The 17,839-nt window shown below is 42.6% G+C and carries 15 protein-coding genes; 4 read left to right on the plus strand and 11 right to left on the minus strand.

The features are described from left to right. Nucleotides 1-61: 61 nt before the first annotated feature. The 6 genes from ACAM22_RS09040 to argR form a co-directional block, all read right to left on the minus strand. Entirely contained in the window at nucleotides 62-1,411 is a 1,350-nt protein-coding gene (locus tag ACAM22_RS09040; RefSeq protein WP_261051418.1) for a glucose-6-phosphate isomerase, read from the minus strand. Nucleotides 1,412-1,581: 170 nt separating this feature from the next. Continuing rightward, nucleotides 1,582-2,271 (minus strand): gamma-glutamyl-gamma-aminobutyrate hydrolase family protein, encoded by a 690-nt coding sequence (locus ACAM22_RS09045; RefSeq protein ID WP_369606707.1) that lies wholly within the window; start codon nucleotides 2,269-2,271, stop codon nucleotides 1,582-1,584. Nucleotides 2,272-2,409: 138 nt separating this feature from the next. Next, nucleotides 2,410-4,176 carry a multidrug efflux ABC transporter subunit PatB gene (patB, locus tag ACAM22_RS09050; protein WP_369606708.1) on the minus strand — a complete coding sequence of 589 codons (1,767 nt, stop codon included), beginning with the start codon at nucleotides 4,174-4,176 and terminating at the stop codon, nucleotides 2,410-2,412. A gap of 1 nt (nucleotide 4,177) precedes the next feature. Beyond that, on the minus strand, nucleotides 4,178-5,884 hold the full coding sequence (gene patA, locus ACAM22_RS09055) for a multidrug efflux ABC transporter subunit PatA (protein WP_369606709.1): 1,707 nt from the start codon (nucleotides 5,882-5,884) through the stop codon (nucleotides 4,178-4,180). Nucleotides 5,885-6,029: 145 nt separating this feature from the next. After that, nucleotides 6,030-8,564 carry a DNA mismatch repair protein MutS gene (mutS, locus tag ACAM22_RS09060; RefSeq protein ID WP_369606710.1) on the minus strand — a complete coding sequence of 845 codons (2,535 nt, stop codon included), beginning with the start codon at nucleotides 8,562-8,564 and terminating at the stop codon, nucleotides 6,030-6,032. A 50-nt stretch (nucleotides 8,565-8,614) separates the two neighbouring features. Continuing rightward, nucleotides 8,615-9,061, minus strand: coding sequence for an arginine repressor (gene argR / locus ACAM22_RS09065; protein ID WP_001231476.1), 447 nt, complete (start codon nucleotides 9,059-9,061; stop codon nucleotides 8,615-8,617). A 135-nt stretch (nucleotides 9,062-9,196) separates the two neighbouring features. On the opposite strand from argR, the gene argS reads away from it, so the two are divergent. The 4 genes from argS (at nucleotide 9,197) to galU (ending at nucleotide 13,524) form a co-directional block, all read left to right on the plus strand. Continuing rightward, entirely contained in the window at nucleotides 9,197-10,888 is a 1,692-nt protein-coding gene (gene argS, locus ACAM22_RS09070) for an arginine--tRNA ligase (RefSeq protein WP_369606711.1), read from the plus strand. Nucleotides 10,889-11,180: 292 nt separating this feature from the next. After that, on the plus strand, nucleotides 11,181-11,426 hold the full coding sequence (locus ACAM22_RS09075; protein ID WP_000084859.1) for a hypothetical protein: 246 nt from the start codon (nucleotides 11,181-11,183) through the stop codon (nucleotides 11,424-11,426). Between the two features lie 163 nt (nucleotides 11,427-11,589). Next, nucleotides 11,590-12,606, plus strand: coding sequence for an NAD(P)H-dependent glycerol-3-phosphate dehydrogenase (locus ACAM22_RS09080; protein ID WP_369606712.1), 1,017 nt, complete (start codon nucleotides 11,590-11,592; stop codon nucleotides 12,604-12,606). Nucleotides 12,607-12,627: 21 nt separating this feature from the next. Continuing rightward, on the plus strand, nucleotides 12,628-13,524 hold the full coding sequence (galU, locus tag ACAM22_RS09085) for a UTP--glucose-1-phosphate uridylyltransferase GalU (RefSeq protein ID WP_369606713.1): 897 nt from the start codon (nucleotides 12,628-12,630) through the stop codon (nucleotides 13,522-13,524). Nucleotides 13,525-13,591: 67 nt separating this feature from the next. On the opposite strand, the gene ACAM22_RS09090 is transcribed toward galU, so the two are convergent. The 5 genes from ACAM22_RS09090 to ACAM22_RS09110 form a co-directional block, all read right to left on the minus strand. After that, nucleotides 13,592-14,269, minus strand: coding sequence for a rhomboid family intramembrane serine protease (locus ACAM22_RS09090; protein ID WP_369606714.1), 678 nt, complete (start codon nucleotides 14,267-14,269; stop codon nucleotides 13,592-13,594). After that, a complete protein-coding gene (locus ACAM22_RS09095) occupies nucleotides 14,253-14,792 on the minus strand; it encodes a 5-formyltetrahydrofolate cyclo-ligase (RefSeq protein ID WP_369606715.1) in 540 nt (179 codons plus the stop codon). The genes ACAM22_RS09090 and ACAM22_RS09095 overlap by 17 nt, the downstream gene beginning before the upstream one ends. Before the next feature lie 11 nt (nucleotides 14,793-14,803). Continuing rightward, the gene (locus ACAM22_RS09100) at nucleotides 14,804-15,934 is read right to left on the minus strand and encodes an N-acetyldiaminopimelate deacetylase (RefSeq protein WP_369606716.1); all 1,131 of its coding nucleotides are present in this window, start codon (nucleotides 15,932-15,934) and stop codon (nucleotides 14,804-14,806) included. 66 nt (nucleotides 15,935-16,000) lie between these two features. Then, nucleotides 16,001-16,699 (minus strand): 2,3,4,5-tetrahydropyridine-2,6-dicarboxylate N-acetyltransferase, encoded by a 699-nt coding sequence (dapD, locus tag ACAM22_RS09105; RefSeq protein WP_261031745.1) that lies wholly within the window; start codon nucleotides 16,697-16,699, stop codon nucleotides 16,001-16,003. A 228-nt stretch (nucleotides 16,700-16,927) separates the two neighbouring features. Then, a complete protein-coding gene (locus ACAM22_RS09110; protein ID WP_009014425.1) occupies nucleotides 16,928-17,839 on the minus strand; it encodes a DMT family transporter in 912 nt (303 codons plus the stop codon).

Consider the following 17,839-nt stretch of genomic DNA (forward strand, 5'->3'; position numbering starts at 1 on the left):
TGAGTCCAATTTCTATGAATAAAGAGAGTAAAAAGAGTGGACAAACCACTCTTTTCTTCTATTATAGACGTGCGTTAAGTTCTTTGCTCAATTCTTCAAATCCTGGTTTTTCAAGAAGGGCGAACATGTTACGTTTGTAGGCTTCAACACCTGGTTGGTCAAATGGGTTGATAGCATTCAAGTAACCTGAAAGAGCGATAGCCAATTCGAAGAAGTAGATTGTATAACCAAGAGTGAAAGCGTCTTGCTCTGGAAGAGTCACGTACATGTTTGGTACATCACCGTCTGTGTGGGCAAGAAGAACACCGTCAGTCGCTTTTTTGTTTACAAAGTCAACGTCTTTTCCTTGAAGGTAACCAAGTCCATCAAGGTCTTCTTCCAAGCTAGGGATAATCACGTTTTTACGAGGTTTGTCAACACGGACAACTGTTTCAAACATGATACGAGTTCCTTCTTGGATAAATTGACCAAGTGAGTGCAAGTCAGTTGAGAAGTTGGCTGAAGTTGGGTAGATACCTTTTTGGTCTTTTCCTTCTGATTCACCAGCCAATTGTTTCCACCACTCTGAGAAGTATTGAAGTGATGGCTCGTAGTTTACCAAAATCTCAGTTGCATAACCTTTACGGTAAAGGATGTTACGAACTGCTGCGTATTGGTAAGCTTCGTTTTCAGAGATTTTATCTGAAGTGTAGTCTTTGCGAGCTGCATTCGCACCTTCCATAAGGGCTTTGATGTCAGCTCCTGATGCTGCGATTGGAAGCAAGCCAACGGCTGTCAATACTGAGAAGCGTCCACCGATATCATCTGGAACAACAAATGTTTCCCAACCGTTAGCGTCTGCCTCAACCTTAACAGCACCTTTTTGGCGGTCAGTTGTTGCATAGATACGTTTGTTGGCTTCTTCTTGACCGTATTTCTTAACCAAGAGTTCTTTGAAGACACGGAAAGCGATAGCTGGTTCAGTTGTTGTACCTGATTTAGAAATCACGTTTACTGAGAAGTCTTTGTCTGCAACATACTCTACCAAGTCAGCAAGGTAAGTAGATGAGATTGAATTTCCTGCGTAAAGGATTTGTGGAGCTTTGCGTTCTTCTTTTGTTTGCAAGTTAGCAAAGTGGTGGTTCAAGAAGTCGATTGCTGCTTTAGCACCAAGGTAAGATCCACCGATACCGATCACAACCAAAACATCGCTGTCTGATTTGATTTGCTCAGCAGCTTTCAAGATACGGTCAAATTCTTCGCGGTCGTAGTTTTCAGGAAGATCCAACCATCCCAAGAAGTCGCTACCAGCACCAGTTCCTTTACGGATCAATTCATCTGCTGCTGTTACTTGTGATTGCATGTATTCCACTTCATGTGGTGCAACAAATTTGTCTAAAACTTTTGAATAATCAAATTTAATATGTGACATGTTATTCCTCCAATATTTCTTCTTTTCTATCATAACGCTTACCTTCGTTTTTTTCAAGTTTTTTTGTCGAATTTCTCCAATTTTTATCAGAATTCAAACGTTTGCGTAAAAATCCCACATTCCAAAAATTTTGAAAAAATAAAAGAAAGAACGACTAGATGTCCCAGTCGTTACAGTTCATTCAATAAATACTCAAATAATTCTAAATTACCATCTTCTTCATTAACCAGAAACTCTGGATGCCACTGTAAACCGATAATGCGGTGGTCGTCGATAGACTCAATCGCTTCGATGGTTTGGTCTCTTGGATCAATAGCAGTTACGCGGAAATTAGGTGCCAAATCTTTAATGCTTTGACGATGGACCGAGTTAACCTGACTTTCTTTTCCAAACAGCTTGGCCACCACGCTTCCTTCTACTGTCTCAATAGAATGAGATGTTCCGAAAGGCAGGCCTTGCCAGTGACCTTCGATTTCTTGATTGAGGGTTCCCCCAAAGGCAACATTGACAAGTTGGACACCGCGACAGATTGCCATAATTGGTTTATTCTGACGGAGCGCTTCTTTCAAGAGAGCCAGTTCAAACTCATCACGTACTAGATTGTAATCATCGCTCTCAATAGTCTTTTTCTCTCCATAAAACTGAGGATGGACATTTTGCCCACCTGTCAAGATGAGCTTGTCAATCATTTCTACATAGTCGCGTACAACTGACTCATCACCAACAGGAATGACTAAAGGGAGGCCACCGACTTGACGAATGCTCTCTGCAAATCTACAAGATACAGATGAATGAATGTTTTTTCCTTCCGCGTCTACGGGACATAGATTTGCAGCAACTCCTACAACCGTTCTGGCCATGATATCTCTCCTTTCGAATGTTAACGATAGTCCTATCATATCACTCAAAATGACTTTCGTCTAATATGTTTTTTTTAAGGCTGTGATAAAAATTTTTTATGGACAAGAAAAAGCTGCCCGAATAGGACAACTTTTTTCTTATTCAAAAACAAATTGATTGTGATAGAGTTCTGAGTAAAATCCACCTAACTTCAAGAGTTCATGGTGGTTACCACGTTCAATGACTTCTCCATCTTTGAGGACAATAATCTGGTCTGCATTGAGGATGGTCTTCAAACGATGGGCAATAACGAAACTAGTTCTACCTGCTACAACTGCCTCCATGGCATGCTGAATCTTGCTTTCTGTCACCGTATCTACGTTTGAAGTGGCTTCATCTAGAATGAGAACTTCTGGATCTGTCATCAGGGTTCGAGCGATAGAAATCAATTGCTTCTGCCCTGTTGAAAAGATGCTCTGGTCATCATCTATAAGAGTATCGTATTTATCAGGCAAACTTTCGATATAGTCGTGAATATGGGTTGCCTTGGCTGCTGCCTCAATCATTTCCTGACTAGCATCTGGCACACCAAAACGGATATTGTCTCGAATCGTTCCGCTAAACAAGACCGAATCTTGCAAGACAATTCCCACCTTGCTTCTGAGGCTATCCAAGTCGTAGTCACGGATGTCTTTGCCGTCAAAATAAATACCACCAGAATCAACATCATAAAAGCGATTGATGAGGTTCATAATAGTCGTTTTCCCTGACCCTGTCGGCCCAACAACTGCTGTCATCTGACCTTTAGGGGCAGAAATGCTGACATCTTTCAAAATAGGTTTATCAGGTAAGTATGAAAAATCTATATAACGGATTTCGACACCTTCTTGCAACTGAGTGAAGGTCGGAGCATTTTTAGGTCGAATTTCTTCCTCTGCGTCAAACATTTCCTGAATTCGTTCAGCACCTGTAAAGGCTAACTGAAGGCTTCCCCAACTAGCCGCAACTTGAATAATAGGCTGGTAGTACTGCTGAGAAAATTGGGCAAACATAACAATCAAACCTAGGGCTGTACTTGTTTCAATAGTCTTATCATTCAACAGTACAGCTGAACCAGCAAAGATAACGATGGCTGTGTTGACCAGACTCATCCCATTCATGACAGGGAAAAGAATCCCTGAGAACATTCTTCCTTTAAAGGTTGCCTTGCGCACGCGCTCATTTTGCTCAAGAAATCCTGCCATCATATCCTCTTGAATCCCTTGCACAATGACAGCTTTTTGACCTGAGATACTCTCATCCATATAGGCATTGAGCTTCCCTACCTCTTTCTGCTGGAGGTTGGTGTATTTGCGGGCCATTTTCACGATGAAAATCAGCATGAGGAAGGCCACTGGTGTGCTGGCGATAGTGATGAGGGTCAGAGTTACATTTCTCGAAAACATGACAAGAATCAGACCAATGTATAAAACAATATTGCTCATGACCTGAATCAAGCTTTCGTTAAAGGCTTGGAGTATATTGTCCAAATCACTGGTAAAACGAGACAAGATATCGCCATCTTGTCGGCGGTCAAAGAAAGAAACCGTCAAGCGAGCAAGCTTACCGAAGAGGCCTTTGCGCATCTCGTTGGTCGACTCTGCAATCACGCGCGTCATGAGACACATGTATATGACACTGGAGATAAATAGAACCAAAACTAGCAGACCAAGATTGACCATGATTCCTGATAGGCTTTGCCAAACAAGTTCTGGATTGCCATCTTTATAAGCTTGAACTAAATTAGCTAACTGCGTCACTGCTTGTCCAGAAAATACCGGAAAGAGAGCTTGGGCAAGAGTCGCCAGAACAATCATCAGGATAACAACTACAAATGATAGCTTATAGACTTTAAAATAATTCCAAAAAAATTGAACTGTCTTCATTTTACTCCTCCTTTCCTTTCTGTGTTTCGTAGATTTCACGGTAAACAGCATTGTTGGCAACCAAGTCTGCATGCGTACCTTGACCAATCAATCGTCCTTGGTCTAGAACCAAGATTTTATCTGCATGAACAACCGAGCTAATCTTTTGCGCGATGATAATGGTTGTCGTCCCTTTCAAGTCCTTATTCAAAGCTTCTTGCACCAGGCGCTCTGACTTGGCATCCAAGGCCGAGGTCGAATCGTCAAAAATCAGAATACGCGGATTGCTGACAATCCCACGAGCAATCGACATCCTTTGCTTTTGCCCACCTGAGAAGTTGGTTCCCCGTTCCTCAACCGGACTTTCAAAGGTTTTCTCCATACGATGAATGAATTCACTGGCTTGGGCAATATTGGCTGCGCGCTCCATTTCAAATAGAGTGGCATCTCCCTTACCCTGTCTCAAGTTATCTGCAATCGTCCCACTAAAGAGAATGGCACGCTGAAGAACGATAGAAACTGTTTTACGCAAGGTTCCTTCACTCACTTCTCGAATATCCTTGCCACCGATTTTAATGGCCCCGTCCTGTGGATCAAAGAGACGTGGAATCAATTGAGCCAAGGTTGATTTTCCTGCACCAGTCGCTCCAACGACACCAACCATTTGACCAGGTTCGACAGTAAAGCTCACATCTTTCAACATCGGTTCCTTATCCATTGGATAGGTAAAGGTCACATTTTCAAAGCTAAGACTGCCGACCAACTCTTCATCTGGGACATCCTTGAAGGTCATGGCTGGCTCTGCGTCAAGAATTTCTCGAATACGACGCATAGAAATCATGGCACGACTGACAGAATTTCCCAAAAATCCAACCATAACAATGGTAAAGATAATCTGGCTTAGGTAATTGACAAAGGAAGCAATGGAACCAACAACCGACGGATCCGACTGAACTATCCCTGCAACTAGCCAAATAGAGAGAAATACCGCCCCATAGCCGACCAACATCATGAAAGGTTCCACTACTGAAAAGGCATAACCGATGTAAAGATTTTGACCGAGAAGCTCGTCTGAAACCTCCGTAAACTTAGCAAACTGCTCTTTTTCTTGGACAAAGGACTTGACCACACGAACACCGCGCAGATTTTCCTTGGCAATGGCATTGATGCGCTCAAGAAGGGTTTGAAACTTGGCAAAACGAGGCCCCATCATACCCATCATGACAGCAGTCAAGCCAAAAATTAAGATTACCATGAGAACAATCACCCACCACAGAGAAGGTAAGGTTTGAACCGCCAGAATAAACGAACCGATGAACAAGAGAGGAAGTCTGAAAAGAATTTGAAAGGTCATCATGACGACGTTCTGAATCTGGTTGATATCATTTGTCATGCGAACGACTAGATTTCCCGCATTAAATTGTTCAATATTGGCATAAGAAAAGGTTTGGATTTTACGGAAGGCATCCTCCCGAAGATCGGATGAAACTCCTTGGGCAATATAGGCCGCAAGGACAACATTGAGCCCACCAGCAACTAGACCGACCAAGGCCACACCAATCAACCAAGCCCCGATACTGTAAATAGCTTCATATTTTCCAGCAAGGAGGGCGTCTAACACTTCCTGCAGGTAACGTGGTTGCAAAAGTGAACTAGCAACCATCAAGCCTGTCATCAGGAGCGAAGCTAAGGCCTGCCACTTGTAGGTTTTTATTTTCTGAATCAGCATACTTTCTCCTTAAAAAATAGACAAAAGGGAGCGACAATGCGTCAGCTCCTTTTCATTCTGTTTGTGTGATGTTATTCTAGCAAAAAAGCGGAGGATTGTCAAAGAAGTCTCCTTGATACAGCTAGAATGACAAGTAATTCATTCTTTATAATTTTTGTTTTAACTCTACTAAGACATTCATAGCCTGCATAGGTGTCATATTGTAAACATCCAGTTTAGACAATTCTGCTAGGATAGGATGTTCTTCTGCCGTATCAAAGAGTGAAATCTGTTCAGTGACGGCACTTGTTTGTCTCATGGGAGCAGGACTTTCTGTTCCTTGATTCTCTAACTGAGTCAAAATCTTATCCGCTCTTGCTAGGAGATCTGCTGGCAAGCCAGCAATCTTGGCAACATGGATACCGTAAGATTTATCAGCTGGACCTGGTTCAATCTTATGAAGGAAGGTGACCTGCCCATCCTTCTCCAAAGTTGCCACATGGACATTGACCAAGTGTTGTAAACTCGACTCCAGACTAGTCAACTCATGGTAGTGGGTCGCAAAGAGGGTCTTGGCTCCGATGTGCTCATGGATGTATTCGATGATAGATTGAGCAAGAGCCATTCCGTCATAAGTTGCAGTTCCACGACCTAACTCATCAAAGAGAATGAGAGAGTTCTTGGTCGCATGCGAAATGGCATTGTTGGCCTCCATCATCTCCACCATAAAGGTTGATTGACCTGACACCAAGTCATCTGCTGCTCCGATACGGGTAAAAATCGCATCAAAAATCGGTAAATGGGCGCTTGCTGCTGGCACATAGGAACCCATCTGGGCCATAATCGCTGTCATGGCTAACTGGCGCATATAGGTTGACTTCCCGCTCATATTTGGCCCTGTAATCAGCTGAATACTGGTATCTTCTGCCATCTGAATCGTATTTGGAATATAGGTCTGAGCCCCCATAACCTTTTCAACGACAGCATGGCGTCCTTTCTGGATATCGATTTGTGAATCGTCACCAAACTCTGGTCGAATCAAATGCTGGGTTTCAGCTACAACCGCCAGACTCTGTAAGACATCAACTGTCGCAATTCCTTGGGCTAGAGCTTGTAAACGTTGGATGTACTTGCTGACCTCTTCACGAATACGCATAAAGATTTCATACTCTAGGTTGGCTGACTTCTCACGCGCTTCCAGCATATCTCCCTCGATACGGGCTAATTCTTCGGTTCCAAAACGTTCTGAGTTTTTCAGCGTCGCCTTGCGGAAAAAATGGGCTGGCACATTTCCCAGTTGAGAATTGGTCACATGGAAATAGTAGCCATCCTTTTTATTGTAGTCAATCTTGAGCGTGCTGATACCAGAGCTTTCTCTCTCCTTAACCTCAATCTCAGCAATCCAACCAGTCCCTTCTCTGAGAACGCGACGGTACTTATCTAAAGTCTCATCAAATCCAGTCCGGATAATACCACCTTCTGTAATCACATGAGGAGCTTCAGGAGCAATCGCTGCGCTAATCAAACTCTCCAACTCAGGGATTCCATCCAATTGTTCGATGAGATAGACTAGAGCAGGTTGCTCCATCCCTTCTAAAATCGCACGAATCCGTGGCACACTAGACAAGGTGGTCGCCAACTGCAAGAGATCCTTGGGATTTGTTTTGCCAAAAGAAACACGACTAGCCAAGCGTTCGATATCATAAACACCCTTGAGACTGTCTGTCAAATCACTGCGCTCAAAGAAATGGTCGAGAAAGACCTGCACCACTTCTTGACGTTGGATGATCCGTTCCTTATCAATCAAAGGACGATGAATCCAAGACCGCAAGAGCCGCATACCCATGGCTGTTTTGGTTTCATCCAAAAGCCAGAAAAGACTACCTTGCTTCTTGCCTGAACGGGCATTCTCAACCAAATCCAGACTAGCCTTGGTCGCATAATCCATCTGCAAGAAATCTTTGATTTCATAGCGGATAACAGGTTTGAGGTGGTTCAATTCCCTCATCTGAGTCCGATGAACATACTGGAGCAGCTTACTAGATGCCGCTTGCTCCACAGTTGCCAATCGTGAATCTAGTAAATGAAGGTCTTCAAAGCCTTCTTTTTCATAGGAAAGCACCAGATTCATCTGGCGACTGAGGATTTGTTCCTCTTCCTCAGACAAGTCATAGCCCAGCACCACTTCTCGCGCCTTGAGATTGCGGATTTCCCCACAAACCAGCGTAAAATCCAATAGACCCGTCACATAAAAATCACCTGTCACTAGATCCATATAAGCTAGACCAAATTGATTGCCTTCGCGGTCTATGGCTACCAAGAAATTGTTCTGACTGTCTGGCTTACTGCTATCGACCACTGTCCCTGGCGTAATAACCTGAACAACCTCTCGTTTCACAACCCCAACTGCTTGTTTAGGATCTTCCATCTGCTCTGCGATAGCCACCTTATAACCCTGCTCAATCAAGACATCAATGTACTGTTGGGCAGAATGATAGGGAACACCCGCCATAGGAATCGGATTGTCGGCATTCTTGTTGCGACTCGTTAAGGAAATTTCCAGAATCTGCGCAGCATTGACCGCATCCTCATAAAATAATTCATAAAAATCACCCATACGAAAGAGCAAAAAAGCATCTGGATATTGCTTTTTAATATCCACATACTGTTGCATGCCGGGTGATAGCTTTTCTGTCGCCATTTTCCGTCTCTCCTTGTCAAAAATAAGTCTTGAGAGCAACTCCCAAGACCTTACTTATCTTTCATCAAATCTAGCAAACGATCTTCCATGAGTTTGGCAACGTGCTGGTCTCGACAAATGACCAATAAGGTATTGGCACCAGCAACTGTTCCTAAAATCCATTCATCCTTGTTTGCATCTACAATATTTGCCAAAACAGAGGCTTCTCCCAGTTTGGTATGAAGTACCAAGGTAAACTCTGCTCTTGCAACACCTTCTAAATGATGAGACAAAAATTCCACCAAATCAATCTTTTCTGTCTCATTTGCTAGTACATAATACACCATATCATTTTTCTTGACCTTGGTCAAGCCGATTTCGCGCAAATCACGAGACAAGGTGGTCTGAGTCACAAAGACATTGTGTGCCTCCAACCGATCTTGAATTTCTTTTTGTGTACTTAATTTCTCCTCAGTAATCATTTTTTTTATTAACTGATGACGATCTCTTTTTCTCATAAAATCCTCTTATGTGAATATTTATAACTATTTTTATAACTATATTATACCAAAAAAATAGGAGATTTCAAAAATTTTTTCTTCTTTCTTTAAAATTGTGATAAAATAGTAGAAAAGTCCAAAAAGGAGCTCTTAATGAATACAAAAGAATTGATTGCTAGCGAATTGGCTAGCATCATTGATAGCCTGGACCAAGAGGCTATTTTAAATTTACTGGAAACCCCTAAAAACTCAGAAATGGGAGACATTGCTTTTCCTGCTTTTTCTCTTGCAAAAGTCGAACGTAAAGCACCTCAAATGATTGCGGCTGAACTGGCTGAAAAAATTAATAGCCAAGCCTTTGAAAAGGTTGTTGCAACAGGACCTTACGTCAACTTTTTCCTTGATAAATCTGCCATTTCTGCTCAAGTGTTGCAAGCGGTTATCACTGAAAAAGAACACTATGCTGACCAAACTATTGGTAAACAAGAAAATGTTGTTATCGACATGTCTAGTCCCAATATCGCTAAACCATTTTCTATTGGTCACCTACGCTCAACTGTTATCGGAGATAGCTTGTCACATATTTTCCAAAAAATCGGTTATCAAACGGTCAAGGTCAACCATTTGGGAGACTGGGGTAAACAGTTTGGGATGTTGATTGTTGCCTACAAAAAATGGGGCGACGAAGAAGCTGTAAAAGCTCATCCAATCGATGAACTTCTTAAACTCTATGTCCGCATCAATGCTGAGGCTGAAAATGACCCTAGCTTGGATGAAGAAGCACGCGAATGGTTCCGTAAACTTGAAAATGGAGACGAGGAAGCTCTCGCACTTTGGCAATGGTTCCGTGATGAAAGTTTGGTGGAATTTAACCGCCTTTACAATGAATTGCAAGTCGAATTTGACAGCTACAATGGAGAAGCCTTCTACAACGATAAGATGGATGCAGTTGTAGACATTCTTTCTGAAAAAGGCCTTCTTGTTGAATCAGAAGGTGCCCAAGTTGTGAATCTCGAGAAATATGGAATTGAACATCCAGCCCTTATCAAAAAATCTGATGGTGCAACTCTCTACATCACACGTGACTTGGCTGCAGCTCTTTACCGTAAAAACGAATACCAATTTGCTAAATCTATCTACGTCGTTGGTCAAGAGCAATCTGCCCACTTTAAACAGCTCAAAGCTGTCTTGCAAGAGATGGGCTACGATTGGAGTGACGACATTACTCACGTTCCTTTTGGTTTGGTTACAAAAGAAGGGAAAAAACTCTCTACCCGTAAAGGGAATGTCATCTTGCTAGAGCCTACAGTTGCAGAGGCTGTTAGCCGTGCCAAAGCCCAAATTGAAGCAAAAAATCCTGAACTGGAAAATAAAGACCAGGTAGCACATGCTGTTGGGGTTGGAGCCATTAAATTCTATGACCTCAAGACTGACCGTACAAATGGATACGATTTCGACCTAGAGGCTATGGTATCCTTCGAGGGGGAAACTGGTCCTTATGTTCAATATGCCTACGCTCGTATCCAATCTATCTTACGCAAAGCGGATTTCAAACCAGAAACAGCTGGTACCTATAGCTTGAATGATGCTGAAAGCTGGGAAATCATCAAACTCATCCAAGACTTCCCACGTATTATCAACCGTGCGGCAGATAACTTTGAACCTTCTATCATTGCTAAATTTGCAATTAGCCTTGCTCAAGCCTTCAACAAATACTATGCACATACACGTATCTTGGATGAAAGTCCAGAACGCGACAGCCGTCTAGCTCTCAGCTACGCAACCGCAGTCGTTCTCAAAGAAGCCCTTCGCTTGCTTGGAGTAGAAGCGCCAGAGAAGATGTAAATCGTTACAAGAGACTGGAACTAAAGTTCCTAGTCTCTTGACGGCAATCGCTATATGGCGAATTGCCTAAACGCTTCACTAACTCACCAAACCAAATAATATCGATTTGGTTTGGTTCATGTCGTAATTTTTTAAATTACTTGATTACGGAACAATCTAAGTAACTAGCGCCAAATCCTATTCGGACTTTGGATTAGAAGCCTATCAAAATTTTGCTAACTTGATCTGCTATTTTAGGCCCACTGAATCAATTTATTCACTACTACTTCTTTATCATACAGGGAGATTTCCTATGAGCCAATATGCTTATATCCTCGTTGTAATTAGCTTGGTGTTCCTTTTTCTGCTCAATAAGTACGAGAAGGAGAGACTTCAAAGGCTCTACCAAGAACAACTTTTGAAGGATGAAACATTTAGGGCTGACATCAAAGAGAAGATTCACACGACTGAAAACATCAATGATGTCATTGCTTACATCAATAAAACTTATCATCTAGGAATGTTACTGTCAAAAGACATTACAGATCAATTGAAATAAACCTAGCTATACTATAACGAATATCAAAACCGAGACTGAGAGTTTAATAGCCTCGGTTTTTATATATTTTTCAAACAACAAAGCCACCACTCCCCAGCAATGCAAGTGCAAAATCCCCTAGAATGTGATAAAATAAAAAGAGAACTCTATAAAGGAGGAAAACATGGAAAAACAAACCGTCGCCGTCTTGGGGCCTGGTTCTTGGGGAACTGCCCTTTCACAAGTCTTAAATGATAATGGACACGAGGTACGTATTTGGGGAAATCTTCCCGAGCAAATCAATGAAATTAATACACACCATACTAATAAACAATACTTTAAAGATGTCGTTCTAGATGAAAATATTATTGCCTACACCGACTTATCAGAGGCACTGAAAGATGTAGATGCGATTTTGTTTGTTGTCCCAACAAAAGTGACACGACTTGTTGCCCAACAAGTTGCAAAAACCTTAGACCATAAGGCGATCATCATGCACGCGTCAAAGGGATTAGAGCCTGATAGCCATAAACGATTATCAACCATCCTTGAAGAAGAAATTCCTGAACATCTCCGCAGTGATATCGTCGTTGTCTCAGGGCCTAGCCATGCAGAAGAGACCATTGTGCGTGACCTGACTTTAATCACTGCTGCTTCTAAAGATTTACACACAGCTCAATACGTTCAAGAACTCTTTAGTAATCACTACTTCCGACTTTATACCAATACGGATGTTATCGGGGTCGAAACCGCTGGTGCTCTTAAAAACATTATCGCTGTCGGTGCTGGAGCCTTACATGGTTTAGGATTTGGTGACAATGCCAAGGCAGCCATCATCGCTCGAGGCTTGGCAGAAATTACCCGCTTAGGAGTAGCACTCGGTGCCAGTCCATTGACCTATAGTGGCTTGTCTGGTGTAGGAGACTTGATCGTAACGGGAACCTCCATCCACTCTCGTAACTGGAGAGCCGGAGATGCTCTTGGTCGTGGAGAATCTCTAGCTGATATCGAAGCCAATATGGGCATGGTGATTGAAGGAATTTCAACGACACGAGCAGCCTATGAACTAGCACAAGAACTTGGAGTCTATATGCCAATTACACAGGCCATTTACCAAGTTATTTACCACGGAACCAATATCAAAGATGCCATTTATGACATCATGAACAATGAATTTAAAGCAGAAAATGAGTGGTCTTAACCCTCTAAAGAAAGGATTCTTATGTCATCAAAAGTTAGAAAGGCAGTCATCCCTGCCGCTGGACTCGGAACTCGATTTTTACCAGCAACCAAGGCCCTTGCCAAAGAAATGTTGCCAATTGTAGACAAACCAACTATCCAGTTTATCGTGGAAGAGGCTCTTAAATCAGGTATTGAAGATATTCTGGTTGTCACTGGTAAATCCAAACGCTCTATTGAGGACCACTTTGACTCAAACTTTGAGCTTGAGTACAACCTCAAAGAAAAAGGCAAGCATGACTTGCTAAAATTGGTAGACGAAACAACTGGCATTCGCCTTCACTTTATCCGTCAAAGCCATCCTCGTGGTCTTGGGGATGCTGTCTTACAAGCCAAAGCTTTTGTTGGGAATGAACCCTTCGTTGTCATGCTGGGCGATGACCTTATGGACATCACAGATGAGTACGCCATTCCTTTGACAAAACAATTGATGAACGATTACGAGACGACACACGCATCAACCATTGCTGTCATGCCCGTACCACACGAAGACGTTTCATCATATGGAGTCATCGCTCCTCAAGGAGAAGGAATCAATGGACTCTATAGTGTTGAAACTTTCGTAGAAAAACCAGCTCCCGAAGATGCACCAAGTGATTTAGCAATTATCGGTCGCTATCTACTCACACCAGAAATTTTTGATATTCTCGAAAAACAAGCTCCTGGCGCTGGAAATGAAATCCAGCTTACCGACGCTATTGATACGCTCAATAAAACACAACGTGTTTTCTCTCGTGAATTTACAGGAGCTCGTTACGACGTTGGGGATAAGTTTGGCTTTATGAAAACATCTATTGACTACGCCCTCAAGCACCCACAAGTCAAAGATGACTTGAAAGATTACATCATCCAACTAGGAAAAGAATTGGCTGAGAAGTAATAACATAAAAAGATAAGGTTCAAAAATGCCTTATCTTTTTTCATTACACAAATTTACATATTAGTCATCACAATCCCATTCCCTTGTAGAAAAGCAAGACTGCAAGTCCTACAAACAACACTACCGCTCCTAACCTCTGACTAGCACTATACATCCGTCTTTCTCCTCTAACTGGAAAGATAACTGCTAGAAATGCACCACCAACTGCACCTCCGATATGACCTGCTAGACTGATTCCTGGAATCAGAACACTTCCAATAATATTAACCACAAAAAGTGTCAGATAAGACTGTCCTAGATGTTGGATATAGGGGTTGCGAGTGGCATAGCGAAGAATGATAATCGCGGAAAATAGCCCATAGAGAGAAGTCGAGGCTCCTGCTGCTAAGGATTTGGGACTAAATACCAAAACAAAGAGATTGCCCATCATTCCTGATAAAAGATAGAGAAAGAAAAACTTCTTGGATCCGAAAATTTCCTCTACTTGCCTACCAAGATAATAGAGCGAAAGCATATTAACAATGAAATGCTCCCACCCAATATGAACAAAAATAGCAGAGAAGAGACGCCAAATCTGCTCAGGAAAGAGGCGAATAGCCGGCCCATACATGGCTCCAAATCGAAATAGGGTATCCGCCCTGTCAAAGTTTCCTCCTGTAGTCACCAACATTAGTAGAAATACCAAGGCCGTCACTAAGAGGAAGAAACTCGTCACAGGGTAACGTCTATCAAAGATTTCCTTCATCAATTAATACCTCCTGAACAGGAATATCATGGTTTTCAGGCATAAAGTCCTGAACTTGACAAGGATATATCGTACTCAAAGTATGACCAGAAAAATGTTCCAGATAGCGATCATAGTAACCTCCACCGTAGCCAATCCGATAGCCCTTGGTCGTAAAAGCCAAGCCAGGAACATGAATCAAATCAATCCGAGAGGCATCTACCACTTCCAAATCTCCCTGTGGCTCCAGTAAGCCAAAGGAAGTTTTTACCAACTGCTGCGGATCATAGACTACAAAGTCCATGCGCCCCTTGGGATAAGTTTTGGGTATCAGAACCTTCTTGCCGTCCCTCAGCGCCTGGTCAATCAGTTCCTGAGTTTGAAACTCATGAGGAAAAGAGAGGTAGCTTGCGATGACCTTGGCTTCTTGGTAAAAGGGGTGTTGTAAAAGTCGCTCAGTTAAAGCTTGGTCTATAAACTGTTTTTGCTCTCGAGGGATAGCCTTCATTTCGTGCAAGACTTGCTTGCGTAATTCCGATTTCATAGACAAGCCCTCTACTCTACTGCCTTCTTTTTCAGGAAACTAGAGACCGCATCTACCCCAATGGCTAAGGCTTCTTCCTTAGGACTCATCTGAGGGTGATGAAGGGCGTAGGGACTATCTATACCAAGCCAGAACATAACGCCATCAACTTTTGAAAGGAGATAACCAAAGTCTTCACCTGTCATAGCAGGCTCGATATCAATCAACTCAATTCCGTCTTTTTCTTCAAAGAAATCCATCAGTTCACGCGCCAAAGCTGGATTATTTTCAACAGGCAGATAACCACCTTGCTTGAGTTCCACTTCGACTTCCATATCAAAGGCTGCTGCAACTCCTTCTGCAACTGTTTTGACCCTCTTTTGCACCAAGAGACTCATATCCTGTGTCAACGCCCGAATGGTTCCATGCAAAAAGGCTGTGTCTGTGATAACATTGTTGGTTGTTCCAGCCTGAAAAACACCAAAGGTCACCACCGCTCCCTCGATTGGGTTGACATTGCGGCTAACAACTGACTGCACCTGGGTCACAAAGTAACTAGCCGCCACCAAGGCGTCATTGGCTTCATGAGGAAAAGCTGCATGTCCTCCTTTACCTTTAAAACGAATCTTCACCTCGCAAGTCCCTGCAAAAAGTGTATGAGTATTGGTCGCAATTTGTCCAACCTTCAGATCTGGTCGAACATGGAGGCCATAAAACTGGTCTGGCAACCAATCTCCAAAAGCGCCATCCTCATACATGAGCATGCCACCAGCTTCATTTTCTTCAGCAGGCTGAAACAGAAAGAGCATATTGTTCTTTGGTTGCTCCTCAAGGGCTCGCTCAAGACAGCCCAAGGCAATGGTCATGTGGAAATCATGTCCACAAGCGTGCATACGATCTTGGTGCTGAGAGGCGAAAGGAAGGCCTGTTTGTTCGACAATAGGTAGGCCATCAATATCTGTTCTCCAACCAATGGTTCGCTCTGGCTGACTTCCCTGCAAATAAACCAAAATACCTGTCCGCCAAGTACGAACTTGGACAAAATCCTTGCCCGCAGTCAATTTTTCAATCACATCCAGCAAATAAGCCTGAGTCTTGAACTCCTCCAAGCCAATCTCTGGAATCTGGTGCAAATCTCGTCTAGTCTGAATCAAATCTAACATCTATCTGTCCTCCTATATAGCAGAAAGAGGCTGGAAAAGGGTTCCGCCTCTATTTTTCTTTTACCATTACAAGGTACGAAGCGCATCCTCTAGCGCTGTTTTTTGTTGGGTTTGGGCATCAATCTCTTTGATAATGCGAGCTGGAACACCTGCTACCACCACGTTTTCTGGGACATCTTGGGTAACAATAGCTCCTGCTGCCACAACTGAACCACTACCGATTTGGACTCCTTCGATAACCACTGCATTGGCACCAATCAGAACATTGTCCCCAACACGGACTGGTTCTGCGCTAGCTGGCTCAATCACACCTGCCAAAACGGCACCCGCACCAACGTGACTGTTTTTCCCAACGATAGCACGGCCACCAAGGATAGCCCCCATGTCAATCATAGTTCCTGCACCAATTTCAGCACCAATATTGATAACAGCCCCCATCATGATAACAGCATTATCACCAATTTCAACTTGATCACGGATAATAGCACCTGGCTCGATACGAGCATTGATATCACGTTTATCTAGCAAAGGAACGGCAGAATTACGAGCGTCTTGCTCAACAACATAGTCTTGATTTTCTACTAAACCCTCGAGAAGAGGAGCTACGTCCTTCCAGTCTCCAAATAGGACATTTCCTAGTTTAACAACAGATCCAGGTACAGCAGTTGCAAGTTCCCCCTCAAAGGTTACTTTCACACTGGTTTTCTTTTCAGCATTGGCGATAAATTGGATAATTTCTTGAGCGTTCATTTTTGTGGCAGTCATAGGCGCCTCCTAGTTCATTTTAATGATACCTATTCTACCAAAAAAGGCCTCAAATTTGAAGCCTTTTTGTTTGTTTTTAGGTATGATTTTTAGGGATGTGAGATAAAACGTGCTGTCGGTAAAAGCAGGCCCCTACCGATACAACCTAAAAACACTCTTCACAACTATCTCCCCATGTTTTATTGACTATTCTAGTATAGCACACTTTTAGAATTAAGAAAAGACTTTTTATTTACTTTCTTTCGCTTCTTCTATCGATAGGAAAATCATAGGTAAAATAATCAAGGCCATTGCTAGAAGAAGGGACCAATCCACTACCAAGCCTAAAAACAAAACACTCAAAAGGGCAGAAGAGAGAGGTTCACTGGCACTGATAACGGAAACCACCAAAGGAGAAACCAAGGAAACAGCCTTCATTGAAATGAAAAAGGCAAAAGCCGTCCCAAAGAAAGCGATAATGAGGCAAATCAAGATACTCCAAATATCAGGAGTAAAGGAAAGCTGATAAACCGGCGAGAGAACATTGCTAAATAAACCTGCCAAAATCATCCCCCACCCAACCGTGGGAACAAAACCGTAGCGCTTAGCAAAAGGCTGAGGTAGGATAACATTAAACATAACCCCCATAGCGCTCAGCAGACCTGTTATAAGGGCTAGCGGCGTCATGGATAACTGAGAGAGATCTCCCTTTGTCGCCATCAAACAAACACCCAACATGGCAACCAAAACATAGAAAATAGCACTTTTTGAAGCTCGTTTTTGATAAACCAAGCGATTGTAAAAGAGGATAAAGACAGGGCTAATAAACTGTAAAATAGTTGCTGTCGCTGCATTTGAATATTCTACACAGAGATAGAAAAAATACTGGACTGAAAAAATCCCCAAAATAGCATAGGCTAAAAAGGGCAGGTAATTTTTCTTATCTCGCCAAATATCTAGCACTTGCGATTTTAATTGCATTGCAGACCAAATGAGCACAAGACTCCCTGCCAGTGTCAAACGCATAGAAGTAATCCAGCCCGAAGACACCTGGTAATGAGTAAAGAAATACTCTCCTAAAATTCCACATATTCCCCAGATTAAGCCGGATAGGAGCGAATAAATGGTTCCTTTAACAATCTTTTTCTGATATTGATTCAT

This window comes from Streptococcus sp. SN-1 (assembly GCF_041154385.1).
Taxonomy (GTDB): Bacteria; Bacillota; Bacilli; order Lactobacillales; family Streptococcaceae; genus Streptococcus; species Streptococcus mitis_CT.